The organism is Spirosoma areae, from assembly GCF_054781775.1.
This window is the reverse complement of sequence record NZ_BAAGTT010000056.1, coordinates 135,108-158,336: the sequence shown is the minus strand read 5'-3', so window position 1 is coordinate 158,336 and position 23,229 is coordinate 135,108. Positions and strand designations below refer to the sequence as shown.

Here is a 23,229-nt window from a genome sequence, read left to right as displayed (position 1 = left end):
TGATTTTAACATGTCAGCACTTGTATTTTCCTTATAACATGATGTAATTTGCTAACTGGTTCAGTTTTACATTCTATAATTTCTCGTCAAGTTACTAAAATTGAAGGCTATACAACTTTTGTGTGTTACCCAAAGTTTAGTATTTCGTCAAGAAAATGTAGTATATAATCTTTAACCAGAACATCACTAATTTCCATTTTTTACTGTAAACCTATGATAAACAAATCCTACTCAATGAACCGCTTCGGTGGCGACGTAGGTCGGGTTGGAAATCTCCAACTCCAGCCGTTTGGACGGAGAGCGCTTTCGGGCTTTCTGACCATACTGGCAATGATGCTGTTGCTGGGTAATCAGGCAGCATGGGCGCAAGGACGCACCGTGACGGGGAAGGTAACAGACCCAACGGGTTTTGGCTTACCGGGAGTAAGCGTACAGATTAAAGGGACTACGCGGGGTTCAAACACGAACGGTGACGGTGTTTATACGCTGGCAAACGTTGAGGACAACGCAACACTGGTGCTGAGCTTTATTGGCTACGCAACCCAGGAAGTGGCCGTGGGTAACCGCGCTACTGTAGACGTTCAGCTGGTTGACGACACCAAAGCGCTTCAGGAAGTTGTGGTTGTTGGCTACGGCACGCAAAAGCAAAAGGACGTAACGGGTGGTATCGTAGCCTTAGGGCCAAAAGATTTCAACAAGGGGGTTATTGCGTCGCCTGAACAACTCCTCCAGGGCCGTGCTGCCGGGGTGCAGATTACACCCGCCAGTGGTGAGCCAGGCGCTGGTATCAATATCCAGATTCGTGGCTCAACCTCCATCCGAAGCGGCAACAACCCGCTGTACGTTATTGACGGTGTGCCTCTTGATGGTGGCGAAGTTAGCGCAGGTGGTCAGGACTTTGGTGGTGGCACGACCTCGTCGCGTAACCCATTAAACTTCCTGAATCCAAACGACATTGAGAACATCTCGGTATTAAAAGATGCTTCCTCGGCGGCCATCTATGGCGCACGGGGTGCCAATGGTGTTGTTCTGATTACGACCAAGCGGGGCAAGTCAGGCTCACAGCAGGTGAACGTGTCGGCATCGACAAGCATCTCTTCGCCCCTGCGTACATATGACCTGCTCGACGGCCCCGGCTTCGTTGCCGGAGTAGTAGCCGCCGGTGGCGACCGCGCTTCTGTCGACCGGGGTGCCAATACCGACTGGCAGAAGGAAATTTTCCGCACCAGTATTTCGCAAAACTACAACCTGAGTTTCGGTGGTGGTAATCAGGATACGCGTTACCTGTTTTCGGTGGGCTATTCGGATCAGCAGGGTATCATCAAGAAAGCTGCGTTGCAACGCCTGACGGGCCGGATTAACGCCAGCCATGAGTTGTTCAACGATAAGGTTGTTCTTGACCTGTCGCTGACTACTTCGGGTGTAAAAGATACCTACGTATTGAACGGAGATAACGCTGGTTTTCAGGGCAACCTGATTGGCGCGGCCATCCAGGCTAATCCAACCTACCCAGTTCGTAACCCGGACGGATCATTCTACTATGCTCCGCCGATTACGAACGCAAATGGCACCATTACATACCCTCAAAGCAGTGGTGACTATCGGAACCCAGCGGCTGTACTGGATTATATCGATGACTCAGGTAACACAAACCGGACATTGGCCAGCGTATCGGGCACATGGCGTATTCTGGATGGCCTGTCGGCTAAGATCAACTTTGGTCTCGACGCATCGACGGGTATTCGCCGGACGGGTATCGACGGTCGTTTGGGAGGCTTCAATGACACATTCGGTCGGGGCCGGGCCTATATTCAGAACCGCTACCGCAACTCACGACTGATCGAATACACGCTGAATTACAACAAAACGATTGGTACAGGTGCTTTAGACGCGGTGGCTGGTTTCTCGTATCAGAAATTTGAAAACCGGGGTGACTTCGTTCGGTCTGAGTTCTTTACGACTTATGCTATCCCTCTTGTTGATAACATCGACGGTGTCAACAACAACGATAACAAGGCGTTTTTAGGCGGTTCAGACCGTAGTCAGAATGAACTACAATCGTTTTTTGGTCGGGTGAACTACAATATCAGTGATAAGTACCTGCTAACCGGTACTCTGCGGGTAGACGGTTCATCCCGTTTTGGGGTAAATAATAAATATGGCTATTTCCCTTCGCTGGGGGCTGCCTGGCGTTTATCGAACGAGAGTTTCATCCCTAAGAGCGTGTTCGATGATCTGAAACTGCGGTTGAACTATGGTATCACAGGTAACCAGGATTTCTCGGGTGGCGCGTCGAAGATTATCTTCTCGGCAAACTCAGATGGTTCGCTGACGCAGAACAACAACCCCAATCCCGACCTACGCTGGGAGCAAACCACACAGTATGGCGCTGGGATTGACTTCACGATCCTGAAAGGTCGTTTGTCGGGTAACATCGATTACTTCTACAAATCGACCTCCGATCTATTGTTCCAGATTCGTTATGCACAGCCTGCCGCCGTTACCTACCGGTTTATCAACCTGCCGGGTCAGGTAATCAACAATGGTGTCGAACTATCGCTGGCCTTCCAGGCACTTCAGAAGGAAAACTTTGGCTGGGAAATTTTGGCCAATGCTACCTATCTGAAGAATACGATTCAGAACTTCGGCAGCACCAACATCAACACCGGGGCTATCAGTGGTCAGGGTTTGTCGGGTGCATTTGCCCAGACATTCCGCGACGGCTATTCAATTTTCTCGTTCAACCTGCCAACGTTTACCGGTTTCGGCAACACGGCGGATGGTCTTCAGAATGTAGGCTTGTACGAGAACGGAGGTGCTAACTCGATTATCGGCAACCCGATTCCGAAGTACAACCTCGGTCTGACCAACAACTTCACGTTCGGTAAGTTTTCGGCCAGCATTTTCTTCAACGGTCAGTTTGGTGGCTATATCTATAACAACACAGCCAACGCACTTTTCCTGAAGGGTATCCTGAAAAATGGGCGTAATGTGACGAAAGAAGTAGGTGCCAGTGCTGAGAATCCGCTGAACGCTGGTTCGCCATCGACGCGCTTCTTAGAAAAAGTCGATTTCGTTCGTCTGTCGAATGCCAACATCGGATACACCTTCAATTTACCACAGGGCGGTTTTGCCAAGAACCTGCGGATATCGTTGACGGGTCAGAACCTGCTGCTTTTTACGGGTTACACCGGTTTGGATCCTGAAGTGAACACCAACAAAAGCATTGATGGTGTTCCTTCGCGTGGTATCGACTACACGGCGTTCCCAACGCCCCGCACATTTACGCTGGGTCTAAATGTTGGGTTCTAAAAAATAGTGAGTCTTTCCTCAAACTGAATGACAGCACAAATCGTATATTATTCAGTTTGAGGGAGCTTACTAAGGAAGTAACAGTTTAACAACTCTTCTAACACGTTTAAAAAATGACTACTATAAAGTTTAGGTCGCTGGGTTTGCCCCTTGTTGCGTTGCTATTGGCAACCGCAAGCTGTACAGATCTTGACGACAAAGTACTTGACGGAATATCGGCGGAGTCCAGCGATGGCAAGCCTGTTCCCATAGCCGATCCAGCCGCTGCTCTGCGTGGTGTTTACACATCCCTGAATGGCCTAACGGATCAGGCAGGTGTATACGCCATGGAAGAACATCCATCAGATGAAATGATGGGGCCGACACGCGGCACAGACTGGGATGATTTTGGTACATGGCGCAAACTGCACCAGCATACCTGGGATCCCTCCCATGATCAGGTGTCCAATGCCTGGGATGCGATGAATTCAGCCGTTTTCCGGGCAACACAAGTTGTATCGGCGGCCAACGCAACCCCGCAGATCAAGGCCGAAGCACAGTTCCTGCGGGCGTTCTTTATGCATTACGTGGTTGATTTATATGGTCAGGTGCCGTTTCGTGAAGTAACGGATGGGCTGGAAGCTAATCCGAAAGTGTTCACGCGGGTGCAGGCGACTGATTTTATCATTAAGGACTTGGAGGCAGCAGAAGCTGTTCTACCTTACGGCGCTGCTACAGCGGCTTCAAAAGGTGCTGCTCAGTTCCTGCTGGCAAAGATGTATCTGAACAAGGCCGTTTATACAAACGACCCAACCAAGCCAGCCGGACCGTTCACGTTTGCTAAAGCCGACATGGATAAAGTCATTCAATACATTAATGCTATTCAGACTGCGGGCCGTTATAGTCTACAGGCAAAAGGCACGTATTTTGACAATTTCCACTGGGAAAACCGGACGCGCTCGAAAGAGTTAATCTTCACGATTAACAAGCCACAGGGTAATGATGTTGGTAGTGTTCGTAACCGATACTACATGACCTTACACTACAATACGCAGCCCGGTGGCTGGAATGGTTTTACAACACTTGCGGACTTTTACAATAGCTTCGATCCGAAAGATGAGCGTTTGGGTGGTCCATATCCTGGTTTAACGGACAAAACTGGTTTGAATGCCGGTTTCTTAGTTGGACAACAGGTAGATGCAAAAGGCCAACCGTTGAAAGAACGGGGCGGTACGCCACTTATTTTCACGAAGGACATCAATATCAACTACGCAACCGAAGCAAAGGGTATCCGTGTAATTAAGTACCTGCCACAACCGGGTAATTTCGATAATATCGGTACGGACTATATCTTCTTCCGTTATGCCGATGCATTGCTGATGAAGGCAGAAGCACTGGTACGCGGTGGAACTGATCCGAAAGGCGAAACAGCCGCTTCGATTGTGAATGGGCTTCGGACTGTTCGGGGCGTAGCCAACAAAACGCCAATCGACGATAAAGCGATATTGGCGGAGCGTGGCTACGAACTGTATTGGGAAGGTGTTCGCCGGACCGACCAGATTCGTTTCGGTACGTTCAACGCTCCGGTTGATCAGCGGGCACAGGCATCGCCCGAAACAAGGGCCGTATTCCCAATTCCCCAACGGGCTGTCGATTCCAACCCGAACCTGAAGCAGAATCCGGGTTATTAAGCAAGTTTAATTATGCTTACCGTTTGCAAACAGCAGCCTTATTGGGCTGCTGTTTGCTTTTAATTAATCATAAAACATACTCAATACCTCTGCTAATCAGCACTTATCAATAGTGTTGTTCGTTGATATAATGTAATGAAAATAGGGCTTTTTCTACTTATCCTGATTCTCTTTGTCGCCTGTACCAAAGAAACGCCACTCTTTGAAAAAACCGATCCTGCTACAACCGGTGTTCGGTTTATTAACCAGTTAAATGAAACAGAGCAGGAAAACGTACTGTCATTTGAATATTTCTACAATGGTGGAGGTGTAGCAACGGGCGATCTGAACAACGATGGTCTGGCTGATCTGTTTTTTACTGGTAATCAGGTCGATAATAAACTATACCTCAACCAGGGCGACCTGAAATTTGCCGATGTCTCAGCGAAGGCAGGTATTGGCGGCCGAAAAGGAGGCTGGAAAACGGGTGTTACACTGGCTGATGTAAATGCCGATGGCTGGCTCGATATTTACCTTTGCTACTCCGGCCTGCGTGCTGACTCCCTTCGCCGAAACCAGCTTTTTATTAATAACCACGACTTGACCTTCACCGACCGGGCAACCGAGTACGGCCTGGCCGATTCGGGCTACTCGGTTCAGGCTACGTTTTTTGATTATGATCGCGATGGCGACCTGGACTGTTTTCTGATTAATCACAATCTCAAAAATTACCAGCGAAAAGAATCGGCCGTTATGCGTGCCGAACGCGACCCAAACGCGGGGGATAAGTTGTTTCGGAATTTAATGGGCGAAAGAGCGAAAGAGCGAAAGAGCGGTCGGGATGACGCAGGTGTTTCATCACAGGGGAGTCCGCTCTTGCGCTCTTCCACTCTTCCACTCTTTGAGGATGTTTCTGAACAGGCGGGCATTAAAGGAAATCCGCTGGGTTTTGGGCTGGGTTGCTCTGTGTCGGATATTAACGGCGATGGCTGGCCAGACCTTTACGTAACGAATGATTACGTCGAAGATGATTACTGTTATATCAATCAGGGGAATGGCGGTCGGGATCGCTCCGGCGAACCGGCCGCATCACCTACGGTTCGGCAATTCCGGGATGAGTTACGCGACCGGGTCGAACATACAGCCTACTCGGCAATGGGGGCCGACATCGCCGACCTCAATAACGATACCCGCCCCGACATTATGACGCTCGATATGCTGCCGGAGAGTAACGCCCGTCAGAAAACCCTGCCCTGGCCCGACAATTGGAACGTATATCAGGCACAGTTGAAAAATGGCTTCTGGCACCAGAACATGCGGAATATGCTCCAGATTCAGCAACCCAACGGCCAGTTTGCCGAAATTGGGCAATTAGCGGGTCTGGCCGGAACCGACTGGAGCTGGGGTGTTTTGCTGGCCGATTTTAACCTGGATGGGTTCAAGGATGTATTCGTCAGCAATGGTATTCTGCGTGATTTTACGGATGCTGATTTCATAAAATTTTCGGATGAAGCAGCGAGCCAACCGGTGATGGACCAAATCCGGCAGATGCCTTCCACGCCAACGAAGAATTACATTTTTCAAAACAACAAAGACCTGACGTTTACCAACCGGCAAACAGCTTGGGGATTTGATGAGCCAACCACCTCAAATGGTTGCGCCTATGCCGATTTGGACAACGACGGTGATTTGGATTTAGTGACGAATAACCTGAACGAAACGGCCCGGATTTACCGCAACAAGAGCCGCGAAACGACTGATAACAGCTACCTCCTTATTCGCTTAAACGGTGATAAGGTAAATCCGTTTGGTATCGGGGCAACCGTAACTGTTGAAGCTGATGGGCAACAACAGGTGCAGGAACGCTATCCAACGCGCGGTTTTGAATCATGCAGCCACGGCGATTTAGTATTCGGGCTGGGAGAGAAACCAAAGAATATTCGGCTTACGATTCGCTGGCCGGATGCACGATTGCAAACAATCAACGCGGTAACGCCTAATCAGTTAATTACGCTCGACTACCGCCGGGCACGGCTGCACAACATAGCTGAACCGGCTGCTAAAAAAGCCCTGTTTTCGCTGGTTGATGGGAATGATTTTGTTCATAAAGTTGATTCAACGAACAATTTCGACGCGCAAATTTTACTCCCAATGCAGTATTCGGCCATCGGGCCGCGCATTGCCGTTGGTGATGTGAATAGCGACGGCCGGGCAGACGCGTTTGTTTGTGGAAACAGTCAGCAGAACGGACAGTTCATGTTGCAAAATGCCGATGGGTCATTTGTGGCACAGGCGTTGGCGGGTGTGGCTGACCGGGCAAACATGGATGCCGTACTGGCTGATCTTGATGGTGACAAACAAGCTGATCTATACGTCGTGAATGGGGGGTATGGTGTCAGAGAAGCGGAGAAGCGGCAGGACCAACTCTGGCTAAATAACAAAGGGCGGTCCGACGGTTCGGCATTTACGGCTAAAACCTTGCCGCCTGAAACCGAAAACGGAAGTTGCGTAAAAACGATAGACATTGACCGCGATGGCGATTTGGATCTATTTGTCGGCGGTTCAATACGACCGCTTCGGTTTCCGGCTGCCGACGAAAGTTTTTTGTTGATTAATGATGGAAAGGCAAATTTTACCCGGCAATCGGTGGGGTCGCTGGGCATGGTGACGGATGCCGCCGTGCTGGATACAGACAACGACGGCTGGCTGGATATCGTCGTTGTGGGCGAGTGGATGCCGATTACGGTATTGCTCAATCAGAAAGGACGCTTTTCTGCCGACCATCAAAAGACATACGAGAAGTTAGCAGGCTGGTGGAATCGAATCGAAAAAGCAGATTTAGATGGTGACGGCGACGAGGACTTTATCGTCGGAAATTTAGGGTTGAATACACCGGTTCGGGCCAGCCAGGAGCAACCTGCTACACTAACCTATGACGATTTCGACCAGAATGGAACCCTCGACTTTTTTATGAACTACACGGTTCAGGGTAAATCCTATCCAGCCTACTCGCGGGATGAAATCTGTGAACAGGTGCCATCGCTGCGAAAACGGTTCACTACCTATAAGGCTTACGCCAATGCGACGCTGGAGAACTGTTTTGACGAGCAGCAACTTAGTCAGGCTAAAACTAAAAAAATCAACGAGTTAAACACGCTTGTTCTGGAAAACAAAGCCGGTGAACTCATTCCGCATAATCTGCCCTTATCGGCTCAATACGCACCGGTTTACGGAATTCTGGCCAATGATTTCGACAAAAACGGAACCACAGATCTGCTCCTGATGGGGAACAATTCCCGGCTACGGCTGCGGATTGGTAAAGTCGATGCTAATCATGGACTTGTGCTGAGTAACCGGGGCCAATGGCGTTTTGAGGAGGTGCCTGTTACTAAAACGGAACTGTTTGTCAGAGGGGATGTACGTGATGTGAAAAAAGTGGGTCAATCGGTGATGGTTGGCGTCATGGGCCAAAAATTAGTAACATTCAAGACGAATCAATGACGAAGAAACTGGCTCTACTGGCCTTTAGTTTAGGCGGATTGCTATCATGCCATACGGCTTCCGATACGCTGTTTGAAAATTTACCCGCGTCGGAAACGGGTGTCGATTTCGTAAACCGGAGTCTCGACAAGAAGAACTTTAACATTTTCAGTTACCGTAATTTCTACAACGGCGGGGGCGTTGCCATTGGCGATGTCAACAACGATGGCTTGCCCGACCTGCTGCTGTCATCCAACTTTGAGGTTAACAAACTTTACCTCAATAAAGGCGGAATGACATTTGAAGATGTAAGTCAGAAAGCGGGTATCGTCGGTAAAAAGTTCTGGTCGACAGGCGTAACGATGGCCGACGTAAACGGCGATGGGCTGCTCGATATTTACGTCTGCAATTCGGGTAGCCGCGACAAACGAGGAAATCAACTTTATATCAATCAGGGTGTTAAGAAAAGGCTCAACGCGCCAGCCATGCCAGCATTCGTCGAAAAAGCGGCTGAGTATGGCTTGGCCGATGGGGGATTTTCGACCCACGCGGCTTTCTTCGATTATGACCGCGATGGCGACTTGGACATGTACCTGCTCAACAATAGTTTTACACCCATGGACCGGCTCCAGTTTGCTAACATTCGCGATGTTCGCGACAAGTTAGGGGGACACAAACTATTTAGGAACGAGGGTGTTGGGCCGGATGGTAAGCCTAAACCGTTTACCGACGTGAGCGAAAAAGCCGGTATTTATGGCAGTTTAATTGGGTTTGGTCTGGGCATTACTATTGGTGATGTCAATAACGACAACTGGCCGGATGTCTATATCTCGAATGACTTTTACGAACGTGATTATCTGTATATCAATCAGAAAAACGGCACGTTTAAGGAGGACATCAAGAATCAGATGCCGCACATTAGTTTAGCCTCCATGGGCGCGGATATTGCCGATGTCAACAACGACGGGAACCTCGATATTTTCGTGACCGATATGCTGCCCGACGACGACTATCGGCTGAAAACGACCACCTCCTACGATAGTTATGAACTCAATGAATTGAAAGCGTCGCGGGATTTTCATCATCAGGACTCCCGCAACATGCTGCACCTGAACAATGGCGATGGCACATTTTCCGAAATTGGGCGGATGGCCGGAACAGCCGCAACCGACTGGAGTTGGGGAGCCTTACTCTTCGATATGGACATGGATGGCCAAAAGGATATTTTCGTGGCCAACGGCATTCTCAAAGACCTTACCGATCAGGACTATGTCGCGTTTCTGGCCGACAATCCCGACCTGCAATCCATGATCGAAGGCACCAAAAAATTTGATTATAAAGAATATGTCAACAAGATGGGGTCCAGCCCGCTACCGAACTATGCGTTTCGTAACACGGGAAATGGAATGCAGTACGAAAACAAAGCGGTTGAATGGGGACTTGGTGAACCCGGTTTCTCGAATGGCTCGGCTTATGGCGATTTAGACAACGATGGCGACCTGGATTTAGTGGTCAGTAACAATAACTCGCCCGTGTCGATTTTTAAAAATACGGCGGTCGACAAACTGCATAAAAACTTCCTGCGTGTGCGGTTGAATGGCTATGCCCGCAACCTAAACGCCATCGGAGCAAAAGTATATGTTTACCAGAAGGTAGCTAATGGACAGCCGCAAATTCAGTATTTGCAACAAATGCCAAACCGGGGATTTCAGTCATCGGTAGACCTGACAATGGTTTTTGGCTTAGATAAGAACCCTACTATCGACTCGATAACCGTAATCTGGCCCGACGATAAAAAACAACTTATCCGGCAACCCAAAGCCAATACAACCTTAACGCTCAACTACCGGAACGCTACCCAGACCGCAACGTTTCCTGTGCGGCTCGTTAATCAACCCCGCCTGTTTGACGACGTGACAGGTCTCGCCAAACTGGATTACGTGCATAAAGAGAACGACTTCGTCGATTATAACCGCGATGGGTTACTGAAAGAAATGCTCTCCCGCGAAGGTCCGGCCTTAACCGTTGGCGACGTAAACGGCGACGGGCTGGACGATGTGTTTTTGGGCGGGGCCGCCAACATGCCGCGTTCGCTATATGTTCAGCAGGCGAATGGCGTGTTCGGCCTTCAGAAACAACTGTTTTTGCTGGATGCGTTATACACTGAGGACGTGGCCGCAACGTTTTTCGATGCCGACGGCGATACAGATTTAGATTTATACATTGCCACGGGTGGCAATGAGTTTGAGGATGCCTCGTTTCTGGCCGACCGGCTCTATCGAAACGATGGTAAAGGGAACTTTACGTGGGATAAAACCCTGCCCCGCTCGGCTGAAAACAATTCGTGCGTAGTCGCGGCTGATTTTGACCGGGATGGCGACCAGGACTTATTTGTTGGCGGGCGGATGGTTTCCGGCCAGTATGGCCAAAATCCCGATCAATTGCTGTTAGTGAACGATGGCAAGGGAAATTTCCGGAAAGCGACAAAAGAACTCATGCCTTTTTCAAAAGAGATTGGCATGGTGAAAGACGCTGTCTGGGCCGATGTCGATAACGACCGCTATCCAGATTTGGTGCTGGTTGGCGACTGGATGCCCATTACCATACTGAAAAATAAACAGGGAAAAGGATTCGAGCGGTTAGATAATGAAACTTTAGCGAACTCTGGTGGCTGGTGGAATGCCGTCCGCCCCGCCGATCTGGACAACGATGGCGATATTGACTTCATCGTCGGCAACCTCGGCCTGAACAGCCGGATGGTTGCATCGGTGAAGGAACCGGCGCATCTGTACAGCAACGACTTTGACCGCAACGGCGGCTACGACCAGATTATCACCTGTTTCCGACCCGGCTCCGATGGCGAACATCGCGAGTGCGTGATGGTGCAGAAACCCGACTTGCAAAAGCGAATTCCCTCCATCAAAACCAAATACATCAAGCATACCGATTACGCCAAAGCCAGTTTTGAGGATATTTTTTCGGCCCAGCAACGGGAGGGCATGATGGTTAAAACCGCCCAAACGGCACAGACATCCATACTGCTCAATGATGGCAAGGGCAGTTTCTCAATTCAGGCATTGCCCATTCAGGCGCAGACAGCGCCGATTCACGCCATTCTGACGGATGATTACAACAAGGATGGCAAAACAGATATTTTGCTGGCGGGGAATTTCTTCGACGTGCTGACCGAAATGGGGCGCTATGATGCCAATTATGGCCTATTGCTGCTCGGCAAAGGCAAAGCCCAGTTTACGGCTACCAAACCCGCGCAGACCGGCTTTTTCGTGCGGGGACAGGTGCGAAGGATGCTGCCCGTTCGGGGAGCAAATGGCAACCAATTTGTTGTGCTGGCCAAAAACAACGACCGGGCGCAGATTTTTGCGGTCTCTAAAGCCCGTAAGCTATGAAAGAGAAATGCTTTAGTAAAGTCTGGCAGAATCTGACGGCTCAACGCCCCAAAACTGCCCTTCTGCGGCTTTCACTCGTTCACTCTGTCGCTCTTTCGCTCTTGCTGGCCGGTTGCACTAAGCAGCAGCCTGCCTCCGAAAAACCACTGTTTCAGTTGGTTGATGCTACGAAAACGGGCGTTGGCTTTGTTAATCGGCTGCGCGAAACCGATAGTTTGTCGATTCTGGATTACCTGTACTTCTACAATGGCGGGGGCGTGGCGGCTGGTGACTTGAACAACGATGGACTGACCGACCTATATTTTGTTTCAAATCAGGGGCCGAATAAACTCTATCTCAACAAAGGCAAGTTCACCTTTTCGGAGGTTACCAACAGGGCAGGTGTAGCAGGAAAAGCCGATTGGCAAACGGGCGTGACAATGGCCGACGTGAACGGCGATGGGCTGCTGGATATTTACGTTTGCGCTGTTAGTAAGTTTAAGGGACTGCGGGGCGTTAACGAACTCTACATCAACAATGGTCCCGGCTCCGATGGTGTCCCAATGTTTACTGAACGGGCGGCTGAATACGGGCTGGCGTTTGCCGGTTTCTCGACCCAGGCCGCCTTTTTCGATTATGACCACGATGGCGATTTAGACTGCTTTCTGCTGAATCATGCCGTGCATACGTCCCGCAGTTTCGACCGCGTTTCGACCCGCACTACCCGAAACGTTGAATCCGGCGATTATCTATTCCGAAACGACAACGGTAAATACACTGATGTAAGCCAGCGAGCGGGCATTTTTGGCGCTGCAATGGGCTATGGGTTGGGGATTGCCGTGGCCGACTTGAATAACGATGGCTGGGAAGACCTGTACGTATCAAATGATTTTCACGAGGACGATTACTATTACGTCAATAATCACAAAGGTGGTTTCGCGGAGAGCGTTCGGCAGGCGTTTGAGCATACCAGCCGCTTTTCGATGGGCAACGATGTGGCTGATGTCAACAACGACGGCTTTCCCGATGTGATGACGCTCGACATGTATCCCGCCGATGAAACCGTTGAAAAAGCCTCGCAGGGCGAAGACCCGTTAGACATTTATCGGTACAAACTTACCTACGGCTACATGAATCAGTATAGTCGAAACTGCCTGCAAATCAGTCAGTCAGGGCAGAAATTTATGGATGTGGGCGTGTTGGCAGGTGTAGCTGCTACCGACTGGAGCTGGGCACCATTGCTGGCCGATTATGACAACGATGGCCTGAAAGACCTGTTTGTGGCCAATGGCATTGCCCGTCGCCCGAATAATCTGGATTACGTCAAATACATTTCCGATGGGTCGTTGCAGAGCGAATTAGGGGCTTCGTCGAAACTCGACGCAAAAGCTATCCAACTCATGCCCGAAGGAAGGGTGCATAATTACCTGTTTCGGGGAACGCCCAGCCTTCAGTTCGAAGATAAGTCAGACGTTTGGGGATTTGACGCCCCAACGCTATCGTGCGGAGCCGTCTATGCCGACCTTGATAACGACGGTGATTTAGACCTGATTACCAACAATGTGAACGAGTCCGCAGGGGTATACCGAAATGAGGCCACAACGCTGTTTCCGGGGAATACTCATCTGACTATCAGACTAAAAGGCAATACCAAAAACACGTTTGGGGTAGGCGCGAAAGTTATTCTGAAATATGGTGGTGATTCGCTCCAAATGCAGCAATTGATGCCAACGCGGGGCTTCGAGTCCTCAGTCGCGCCTGAACTCCTGTTTGGTCTGGGAAAGCGTACCGTCATCGACTCGCTGATTGTCATCTGGCCCAATCAGCGCATGGAGGTTCGCACGAACGTGAAAACAAACCAGATGGTAACGCTTCCTCAGGCCGACGCCCGATTGGATGCTACCTATTACCACTATACGAAGCCAGCCGGAAAGCCTCTTTTTGCTGACGTTACTAAACGGGATTCGATCCCATTTTTACATCGCGAAAATAGTGACTATTTTGACCTGCTGCGGGAGCCGCTGATGCCGTTTAAAGTGTCGACAGAAGGCCCACACCTGGCCGTTGGCGATGTGAATGGCGACGGTCTCGACGATATCTATGCCGGGGGCGCCAAGTGGCAAACCGGGAGTTTATTGCTGCAACAGCCCAACGGCCGCTTTAAGAACAGCGTTCAACCGGCTTTTGCCCGCGATTCTGTCTGCGAAGACGTAGATGCCGTTTTCTTCGATGCCGATGGTGACAAAGATGTAGACCTGTATGTCGTGTCGGGTGGGAATGAATTCTACGGAAAAATGACCGAACAGTTTGACCGGCTTTACCTCAACGATGGGAAAGGAAACTTCAGTCGGCCGGTCAATGCCCTACCGCTTATGTTCGACAATAAAAGCTGCGTTCGCCCCTGCGATGTTGACCACGATGGCGACCTCGACCTGTTTGTGGGTGGGCGCGTGGTGGGTATGGCCTATGGGAAATCGCCAAATTCGTATTTATTGATTAATGACGGGAAAGGGCGGGGCGGCCAACCGCATTTTTCCGACCAGACTGATAAACGGGCTGATGGGCTGCGCCTTGCCGGGATGATTACCGATGCCGTTTGGGCTGATTATGACGGCGATAAAGACCCCGACCTGATTTTGGCAGGCGACTGGATGCCCATCCGAATTTTTGCCAATGAAAACGGCAAATTTGCCGAAGTTGAATCCATTACCGCCAACGAAACACCCTTAACTGGTTTTTACCAGCGCATCATTGCCGAAGATTTTGACCGCGATGGCGACATCGACCTGATGGCTGGGAATCTGGGCACCAACACCAAACTTCGAAAAGCACCCAATTCGCAATTGCGGATGTGGGTGAAAGACATCGATAACAACCAGAAAACCGAGCAGATTATTGCGTACAACCGTACTGATGCCGCTGGCGAAAAGTGGTATCCGGTGGCCATTAAAGATGAATTGGGGAAGCAAATGCCGGGCATCATCAACAAGCGGTTTACCAACTATGGAACGTATGCCGGCAAATCGCTGGACGCTATCCTGAAAGAAGATGACCTGAAGGGGGCCGACGAGTTTACCGTAAACCAGTTCGCGTCGATCTATCTGGAAAATCAGAGTAGCCGGGAGGGAGGTTCCAAATTTGTTGTGCATGAGTTGCCCATGCAGGCACAGGTTTCCAAAGTATTCGCCCTGCACGCCATCGACATCGACCACGACGGCGACCTCGACGTGTTGGGTGGTGGTAATTTATACGGTGCCAGTACCTATCAGGGACGTTACGATGCCAGTTGCGGGCTGGTTCTGCAAAACGATAAAGGGACCTTCACAGCCCTGTTGCCACGGGATTGCGGCTTTCTGCTCAATGGCGAGATTCGCGACATTCGTTCGGTGCGAACCGTGCAGGGGCTACGGATTGTTGTAACTCGAAACGGAGCCGGTTTGCAGGTATTTAAACCAATGAATTGATGAACGAGCCAAACCGCGAGACCGCCGACCGCCCCAACCTCAGCCGATCGCTGTTTTGGGATGTTGATTTCGATAAAATAGACTGGCCCAATCGGGCGCAGTTCGTCATTGAGCGCGTGCTGGAGCGGGGTTCGTTTCCTGAATGGCAGGAAATTAAGCGGTATTATGGGGTAGAAACCATTAAGCAGGCTGCCCTGAATGCCCGTCATCTCGACACTACAGCCTTATCATTTTGCAGTGCCTATTTTTCTGTTCCACAAGAGCAATTCAGATGCTACATACAGAAGTCCTTGAACCCCGTACCCTGGGTATTCTGAAAGACATAATGGCGCTGGAGTCACTGGCATCGTTCGCATTAGTTGGTGGTACGGCTCTGGCCTTACAATTTGGGCACCGGCTGTCGGTTGATTTAGACCTGTTTGCACTTGACTCGTTTGATCAGGAAGTGGTGCTGGCCGACCTGCGGGATTACATCGGTGGGGTTGAAATTAATAATCGAAATAAAATTGGGCTGCGGCTCACCATTCAGGGTATCAAAACAGACCTGGTTACCTACCGCTATCCTCTGTTATACCCCCACGTTACGGTAGAGGATACGAGGATGTGTACAATGGAGGATATAGCATCCATGAAACTGTGGGCCATCACGAACCGGGGGGTGAAAAAGATTTCTACGATATTTATGAGTTGATTAATCGCTATGGTTTCGCACAACTCTGCGATTGGTATCAACAGAAATTTCCAAACACGAGTCTATTTATGATGCTGAAGAGTGTAACGTGTTTTGACGACGCTGACCAGTCTGAAACGCCAGTTTTACTGGAACGGGCTGTTAGCTGGAATGATGTAAAAGCATCAATTTTAAAAAACGTAACGGCTTATTCGTAGATGCAAGACTGTTGTTCTGCTTTTGATAAATAGATACCCCCTTCCTTTCGTCCCATTTTTTCTGTTAATTTTGTAGATTAGTAACCAGTCTTTTTGAGGGCTGTTCCCGGTTTAACTTGTGATTGATCCTATGAAATCTTTGCTTCGATTTGGCTTTCTTCTGGCCATACTATTGGTTGGATTTGCCGGTTGCCGCAAGTCGGCCACACCCGCCGAATACAACGCCAAAGCGGCTAATCCTGAATACTATAACTCGGCCCTGAACAAACTGACGCAGGTTATCATTCATGATATTTTTTCGCCCCCCGTTGCCAGCCGGATTTATTCCTACGCCAACCTGGCGGGCTACGAAGCCCTTGCTCCCTTCGATGCTCAGTACGAATCGCTGGGTGGTAAGCTGAAGCGATTTCAGGCCAGCCCAAAACCCGAAGCAGGCAAAGACTATTGCTTTCCGCTGGCCAGCACGCGGGCTTTTCTGACGGTGGCTCGTGCATTGACGTTCTCGGTTGATTTCTACGATGAGTTTGAGAAGCCGTTTTATGAGCAGTATAAGAAAGACGGCGTGCCTGATGAGGTGTATGAACGGTCAATGGCGTATGGCGAAGCCGTTGCCAAGCATATTCTGGATTATGCCGCCAAGGACAGCTACAAGCAAACGCGGGGTTTCAAACATACCGTTACCAATGAAGATGGCTCCTGGGTGCCAACACCCCCGGCCTACATGGATGCCGCTGAACCACAGTGGAATAAGTTGCGCTGCTGGGCAATGGACACCTGTAGTCAGTTCATGCCCCCCCGCCCGCTACCCTACAGCCTTGCTAAAGGAAGCCCCTACGAAAAAGAACTTGATGAAGTTTATCAGACGGGTAAAAACATGGATAAACAGAAACAGGATATTGCCTATTTCTGGGACGATAATGCCTTTGTCATGAACGTAGCCGGCCATGTCATGTATGCCAGCAAAAAAATGACCCCCGGCGGCCACTGGCTCGCAATTGCCCAAAGCGTTGCCCGGCAAAAAAAACTCAGCATGATGCGAACCGTCGAAGCCTATGCGCTCACGTCATTTGCCCTGAGTGACGGATTTATTTCCTGCTGGGACGAAAAGTACCGCAGCAAAACGGTTCGGCCAGAAACGGTTATTAACAAATCCATCGATCCTAAATGGACGCCTTTTCTGCAAACGCCCCCGTTTCCCGAATACCCCAGTGGGCATAGCGTTATCTCGACCGCAGCGGCTACCGTTTTGACGAATTTAATGGGTGATAACATCGCGTTCACCGACTCTACCGAATTCAAATATGGGCATGGTGTGCGGTCGTTTACCTCCTTCCGAAATGCAGCCAATGAAGCCTCAATCAGTCGATTATACGGCGGCATTCATTACCGGTCGGCTTTGACCAATGGCCAACTTCAGGGCGAAAAAGTCGGCAAATGGGTCATTGAGAAGATTCACGCCCGAAAAACAACGGTGGCACAACGATAAGTTTGACTGGCTGAATTCATATAAAAAGGCCCTGCCAGTTGTTTGGCAGGGCCTTTTTATATGAATGAGATTAGCTGGCAGAGCGTCTCTTGGGAACTTTAGGCTTCGTCGTTCTCTGGTTGAATGACTGATAAATAATTGGAAAAATCAGCAGCGTCAGCACGGTAGCGGTAAACAGGCCACCGATGACCACAATGGCCAGAGGTTTCTGCGTTTCGGACCCAATGCCCGTTGAAACGGCGGCTGGAAACAAACCAATGGCGGCCATCAGGGCAGTCATCACCACGGGCCGCACCCGCGACCGAACGCCGTCGCGGATGGCGTCGTCGAGCGGTTGATGATTCGCCAGATTCTTGTTAAAGACTGAAATCAGGATTACGCCGTTCTGTACGCAAATACCGAAAAGGGCAATGAACCCCACGCCCGCCGAAATGCCGAAGTTCATCCCCGTCAGGTGAAGGGCCAGAATGCCGCCAATCAGGGCGAAAGGTACGTTGAGCAAGACCATGCCCGCGTCTTTGACGTTTCCAAACAGGACGAACAGAATAACAAAAATTGCCGCAATACTGATGGGTACTACCTGACTCAGCCGACTTGTGGCCCGGACTTGATTTTCAAATTCGCCTGTCCAGTTGACAGAATAACCTTTTGGGAGTTTGGCCAACTGCTGCTTTACTTTCGCCTGGGCCTCGCCGATGGTGCTGCCCAAATCACGCTCACGCACCGAGAATTTGACCCCGATGAACCGCTTGTTGTTGTCGCGGTACACAAAAGCCGGACCCGTTATTTTACGAATGTCGGCAATTTCACGCAGAGGAATCTTGCCGCCTTTCAGCGTAGGTACCATGAGCCGCATAATGTCTTCTTCGGCCCGCCGGTAGGCTTCCTGGTAGCGGATGCGGATGTCAAATTTACGCTCGCCTTCATACAGAATAGACGCGGTTTTTCCGCCAATCGCCATCTCGATAACGGCCTGGGCATCAGCCGTCGATACGCCATAGAGCGCCATTTTCCGATCATTAAATAAGACACTGATTTCGGGCTGACCCACATTCCGAAGAATGCCCACGTCTTTCACGCCCGGCACATTCCGAATGGCCTCGATAACTTTATTGGCTAAGTCATTGAGTGTGTTCAGATCATCCCCAAAAATCTTAACCGCATTGCTGGCGTTCATACCCGCCACGGCCTCCGCTACGTTGTCGATAATGGGCTGTGAATAATTGTAGTTGATGCCCTGAAACTGCTTTAGCCGGGCATCCATCTCTTCAATCAGGCCATCGGTCGAGAGTTTTCCGCCGGGCCGACGTTCGGGCCAGTCGTCTTTAGGCTTCAGGTTAACCTGCATCTGCACGTAATAAAAGCCCGACGGGTCCGTGCCATCGTTGGAGCGTCCCGTTTGCGAAAGCACGCCATTCACTTCAGGGAATGTCATCAACTGCTGGCGCAGCACCCGCACCATCCGAACGGTTTCGTTCAACGAAGTGCTCATGGGTAGCTTAGCCTCAACCCACAACGCGCCTTCGTTGAGCTGAGGTAGAAACTCCGTGCCGAGGAGGGTTGCCGAAAATAGGGTCAGGCCCAAAAATAGTGTCGCCGACAGCAGACTTAGCCGCTTGCGGGCATAACACCACGAAAAACCCGCCATCACCACACGGTCGAAGAAATTGACGATTGGATTCTTCTTTTCCCGCACATTCCGACTGAGCAGAATGGAACACAGCACCGGCACCAGCGTCAGGGTAAACAGCAAAGCCCCCAGCAGGGCAAAGCCCAGGGTCCAGGCCAGCGGAGAAAACATTTTGCCCTCCACTTTCTGAAACGAGAAGATGGGAATCAACCCGGTGATGATAATGAGTTTGGAAAAGAAAACGGCCTTGCCCAACTCTCCGCCCGTTTTCTTGATTAGCCCCAACTTCGAGAGCCGGTTGAAGCGCGCCATGCCGACCTGATGCGCCTGGTGGTCGAGCACCACGAAAATACCTTCAACCATCACAACCGCCCCGTCGATAATGATACCGAAATCGACAGCACCCATCGACAGCAGATTGGCCGACATACCGCGTAGTTTCAGGCACATGAAGGCAAACAGCAGCGCCAGCGGAATAATGATGGACACAATCAGGGTAGTGCGCCAGTCGGCCATGAACAGAAACACAATGACCGTCACCAGCAGAATCCCTTCGGCTAAGTTGTGCAACACCGTGCGGGTGCAGAACGCGATCAGGTTATCGCGGTCATAGAAGGTTACCATTTTGACATCGTTGGGCAGTACCCGCGTGTTGAGGTCGTCGATTTTGGCTTTCACCCGCTCCAGTACCTCGCTGGGATTCTCCGCTTTCCGCATCACAACGATGCCTTCCACTACGTCATCGTTGGTGTTGAGGCCCGCCTGCCCCACGCGCGGCAGGTTCGACTCGACCACATCGGCTACGTTTTTGACCAGAACCGGATTGCCGCCTAAATCCTCAATAATCAGATTTTCAATGTCTTCGGCTGAGGTCAACAGCCCAATTCCCCGCACAACGTAAGCCTGTCCATTGCGCTCAATAACATCCCCGCCCACGTTTATGTTGCTGCGCGTGACGGCCTGATACACTTCCAACGGCGTTATGTCGTATTTTACTAACTGCGTTGGGTTGACCCGCACTTCGTAAATCTTCTCACGTCCGCCAAAGGCCACCACATCGGCCACCCCCGGTACGCTTCTCAACTGCCGGTCAATCACCCAGTTGTGCAGCGTTAGTAGTTCCCGGCTGTCGCGGGTGGGGGACTGGAGCGTGAAGCGAAAGATTTCACCGGTAGGGCCGTAGGGTGGCTGCACGTCGGGTTCGACGCCATCGGGCAGCGAGACATTCCGAAGTTGATTGTTGACTTGCTGCCGGGCGAAAAAATCCTCGACGTCATCCTCAAAAATGATTTTGATGATCGACAGGCCAAACATGGTAATCGAGCGCACATTGGTCTTGCGCTGAACCGAGTTCATGGCCACCTCAATGGGCACGGTCACGAATCGTTCGATCTCTTCGGCACTGCGCCCGTTCCATTCCGTAACAACGATAATCTGGGTGTTGGTAACGTCGGGAAATGCCTCTAAGGGTGTGTTGAGGTAGCTGACAATGCCAGCAATGATTAATCCGGTGGTCAGGAAAAAGATGAAAAAGCGGTTTTTGAGCGAAAAACCGACAATGCTTCGAATGAATTGATTCATGTCGGGTTAGTCGTTCAGGGCGTCGTAGATCAATAGTTGATTTCTGGAAATAATCCGTTCGCCGGGTTTCAAACCGGAGCGAATGTAGGCCACATCACCGAGCGATTTCAGCACGTCTACCTCGCGGGTCTGAATGTTAGTGCGGCTGTGAAACACCATTACGTAGTTTTTGGAATGGTCGAAAATGAGGGCCTCCGCCGGTATGGTAGTCATACGCTGCCCTTCATCAAAACGCAGGGTTACGGTGGCGTGCATTTCGGGTTTGAGTTTCAGCCCGGTGTTGGGGAGTTTGATTCGCACGGTCATGGATTTGGTGCCAGGGTCGAGAACGTTATACATTTTGTCGACCTTACCGTGAAAGACCTCTTCGTAGCTGAGCGTCTGAATGGTGGCGTCCATGCCCAGCCGAACCCGGCCAATGTCGCTTTCGTTGACATTCCCCATCACCCACACATCGCTGATTTGCCCGATAGTGAACAGGTTGTCGGTGTTGTCGGAGCGGAGCTGCATGTTGCGGTTCACCCGTTTTTCGATCACAAACCCACTCAGCGGTGCTTTGACCGGATAGGTCGATGCTTTACCGATGTCATAGATGCGGTAAATTTCCCGCACCCGGTTTTGTTCGGCCTGAGCCTGCTCTACTTCTTTTTGCGCCTGAATCACCTCGCGTTGCGAATTGAGTTTGCTTTCGTTGAGGTCCTGGGCCACGCGGAGGTTCTTTTGCGCCAGCAACAGGTCGGCCTGCGCCTGGATGTTCTGCCGGGCAAAATCGGCAATCTCGCCTGAATGAATGACGGCCAGTGTTTGCCCTTTATGCACATAGTCTCCCAGTTCAACCAGCACATTATCGACGTTACCGCCCACCAGGGGGAACACCTTGACCACCCGGTTCTCGTCGGCTATAACCTTGCCAACCAGCGTTAGTTCGCTACGCACCGGCTGCACCGAAACCGAATCCAGCCGAATACGGTGGATCATGGTATCGGTCAAGGCAAACGCCTTTGTTTCGGGTGCCGACGATTTTGTCTGGCAACTTACTGCGCTGGCTATTCCGGCCAGCAGCACACTATATATCCCGTTGATAGTCATGGTTGAAAATTAATTGAGGATGTCCTCCCCGACGGTGTAATTCAATTCTTCGTAAGCACTGACACGGTCGGCACGGAGCCGGTTTAACTCGCGGATACTGTTGTTATAGGTTTCAACGATGTCGATAAATTCGAGCAGGGAGATGTTGCGTTTCTGGAAATTATCGACCACTCCCCGATTCAGCAGTTCAAACTGTTCGATAAACTGGCTGCTTACGGTCTGGTACAACTGCTCAATTTCCCGGATTTTCTGCCAGGCAATGGCAATTTCAGTTGCTACCTGAACACCTTTCTGGCGTTGTAACAGCCGTTGATAATCAATCTGGCTGCCAGCCGCCCGAATGCCTCCCTGATTCCGGTTCAGAAGCGGCACATCCATCGAAACCGAGAGACCAATGTAGTTAGGGACGTAGCTGGCAGCCTGGTCATAGGAGCCACCCACCCGAACATCGGGTTTGGCAAGGGCTTTTTGCAGGGTATAATTCAACTCGGCCTGGCGGGTTAGGGACTCGCTGGCTTTCAGGTCGGCCCGGCTACGGAAGGCAATGGCCTGGAGCGTATCGAGCGGGCGGGCCGGTAACCGATAGCGTACCAGATCGGCCTCACCAATAACTGACCTGACGGGTTGATCGGTTTGCAGCAGAATACGCAGAGCCTGCTGTTGATCGGCCAGGCCGAGCCGGATTTCGGTGCGGTCATTGGTTAACCCAAATAAAAGAGCCCGTAACCGGAGCAGTTCCCGCAACGATACATTGTTCCGGGTGTATTGCACCTCGAAGGCGTCAACTGTTGTTTGCAGCGTGGCAATCTGCTGATCATACTGTTGGAGCGTATTTGACTGGAAATAAACAGTGTAGAGCCGGGTGTGCAGATCGAACCGCAAAGCCCGGAGCAGATCCCGGAATTCAAATTCGGTCAGCCGGGCCGCTTCCTGGGCCAGCGCAACGCGTTTTGCCCGTTTGCCAGCCGTAGACAGCAATTGTTGCACTGCCACGAATTTTTGCCCCTGCCTGCCCACGTCCAGCACGCGCCGTGCCTGGGTATTGTAGGCGCTTACCTCAAGTGTAACGGTTGGATTATCGAATAAACCAGCCTGAATCACCTGCGCCTGACTGGCATTGATGCGGTACCGTTCGGCCAGCAGCAGCAGGTTGCTTTTCACGAAAAGACTATCGGCCTGTCGGATGGTTAGCCGCAGGGAGTCTTGCGCCCCGGCCAGACTGCTCAAAAGCAGCCCTGCCAGAGTCAGGTATGTATGCATACGA

The 23,229-nt window shown here is 50.8% G+C and carries 11 protein-coding genes; 8 read left to right on the top strand and 3 right to left on the bottom strand.

All coding sequences use genetic code 11. The features are described from left to right. Positions 1-213: 213 nt before the first annotated feature. The 8 genes from ACYVI1_RS32195 (at position 214) to ACYVI1_RS32160 (ending at position 17,665) form a co-directional block, all read left to right on the top strand. Positions 214-3,312 (top strand): SusC/RagA family TonB-linked outer membrane protein, encoded by a 3,099-nt coding sequence (locus tag ACYVI1_RS32195; protein ID WP_460915897.1) that lies wholly within the window; start codon positions 214-216, stop codon positions 3,310-3,312. A gap of 113 nt (positions 3,313-3,425) precedes the next feature. Next, complete coding sequence (locus tag ACYVI1_RS32190) at positions 3,426-4,982, top strand: RagB/SusD family nutrient uptake outer membrane protein (protein ID WP_460915895.1); 1,557 nt, start codon at positions 3,426-3,428, stop codon at positions 4,980-4,982. A gap of 135 nt (positions 4,983-5,117) precedes the next feature. Then, positions 5,118-8,462 (top strand): VCBS repeat-containing protein, encoded by a 3,345-nt coding sequence (locus ACYVI1_RS32185; protein WP_460915893.1) that lies wholly within the window; start codon positions 5,118-5,120, stop codon positions 8,460-8,462. Then, positions 8,459-11,848: a VCBS repeat-containing protein gene (locus ACYVI1_RS32180; RefSeq protein WP_460915892.1), complete on the top strand. Its 3,390-nt coding sequence runs from the start codon at positions 8,459-8,461 to the stop codon at positions 11,846-11,848. The genes ACYVI1_RS32185 and ACYVI1_RS32180 overlap by 4 nt, the downstream gene beginning before the upstream one ends. After that, the gene (locus ACYVI1_RS32175) at positions 11,845-15,291 is read left to right on the top strand and encodes a VCBS repeat-containing protein (protein ID WP_460915890.1); all 3,447 of its coding nucleotides are present in this window, start codon (positions 11,845-11,847) and stop codon (positions 15,289-15,291) included. The genes ACYVI1_RS32180 and ACYVI1_RS32175 overlap by 4 nt, the downstream gene beginning before the upstream one ends. After that, a complete protein-coding gene (locus ACYVI1_RS32170; protein ID WP_460915888.1) occupies positions 15,291-15,608 on the top strand; it encodes a DUF6922 domain-containing protein in 318 nt (105 codons plus the stop codon). The genes ACYVI1_RS32175 and ACYVI1_RS32170 overlap by 1 nt, the downstream gene beginning before the upstream one ends. Further along, positions 15,563-15,982, top strand: a complete 420-nt coding sequence (locus tag ACYVI1_RS32165; protein WP_460915887.1) for a nucleotidyl transferase AbiEii/AbiGii toxin family protein — start codon at positions 15,563-15,565, stop codon at positions 15,980-15,982. The genes ACYVI1_RS32170 and ACYVI1_RS32165 overlap by 46 nt, the downstream gene beginning before the upstream one ends. A gap of 327 nt (positions 15,983-16,309) precedes the next feature. Then, positions 16,310-17,665: a vanadium-dependent haloperoxidase gene (locus tag ACYVI1_RS32160; protein ID WP_460915886.1), complete on the top strand. Its 1,356-nt coding sequence runs from the start codon at positions 16,310-16,312 to the stop codon at positions 17,663-17,665. Between the two features lie 70 nt (positions 17,666-17,735). Here the strand turns inward: ACYVI1_RS32160 and ACYVI1_RS32155 are convergent, their stop codons facing one another. The 3 genes from ACYVI1_RS32155 to ACYVI1_RS32145 are packed head-to-tail and all read right to left on the bottom strand — an operon-like array spanning position 17,736 to position 23,225. Then, positions 17,736-20,876 (bottom strand): efflux RND transporter permease subunit, encoded by a 3,141-nt coding sequence (locus tag ACYVI1_RS32155; RefSeq protein ID WP_460915885.1) that lies wholly within the window; start codon positions 20,874-20,876, stop codon positions 17,736-17,738. Between the two features lie 6 nt (positions 20,877-20,882). Next, entirely contained in the window at positions 20,883-21,965 is a 1,083-nt protein-coding gene (locus tag ACYVI1_RS32150) for an efflux RND transporter periplasmic adaptor subunit (RefSeq protein WP_460915882.1), read from the bottom strand. 9 nt (positions 21,966-21,974) lie between these two features. After that, positions 21,975-23,225, bottom strand: a complete 1,251-nt coding sequence (locus ACYVI1_RS32145; RefSeq protein ID WP_460915881.1) for a TolC family protein — start codon at positions 23,223-23,225, stop codon at positions 21,975-21,977. Positions 23,226-23,229: the final 4 nt, after the last annotated feature.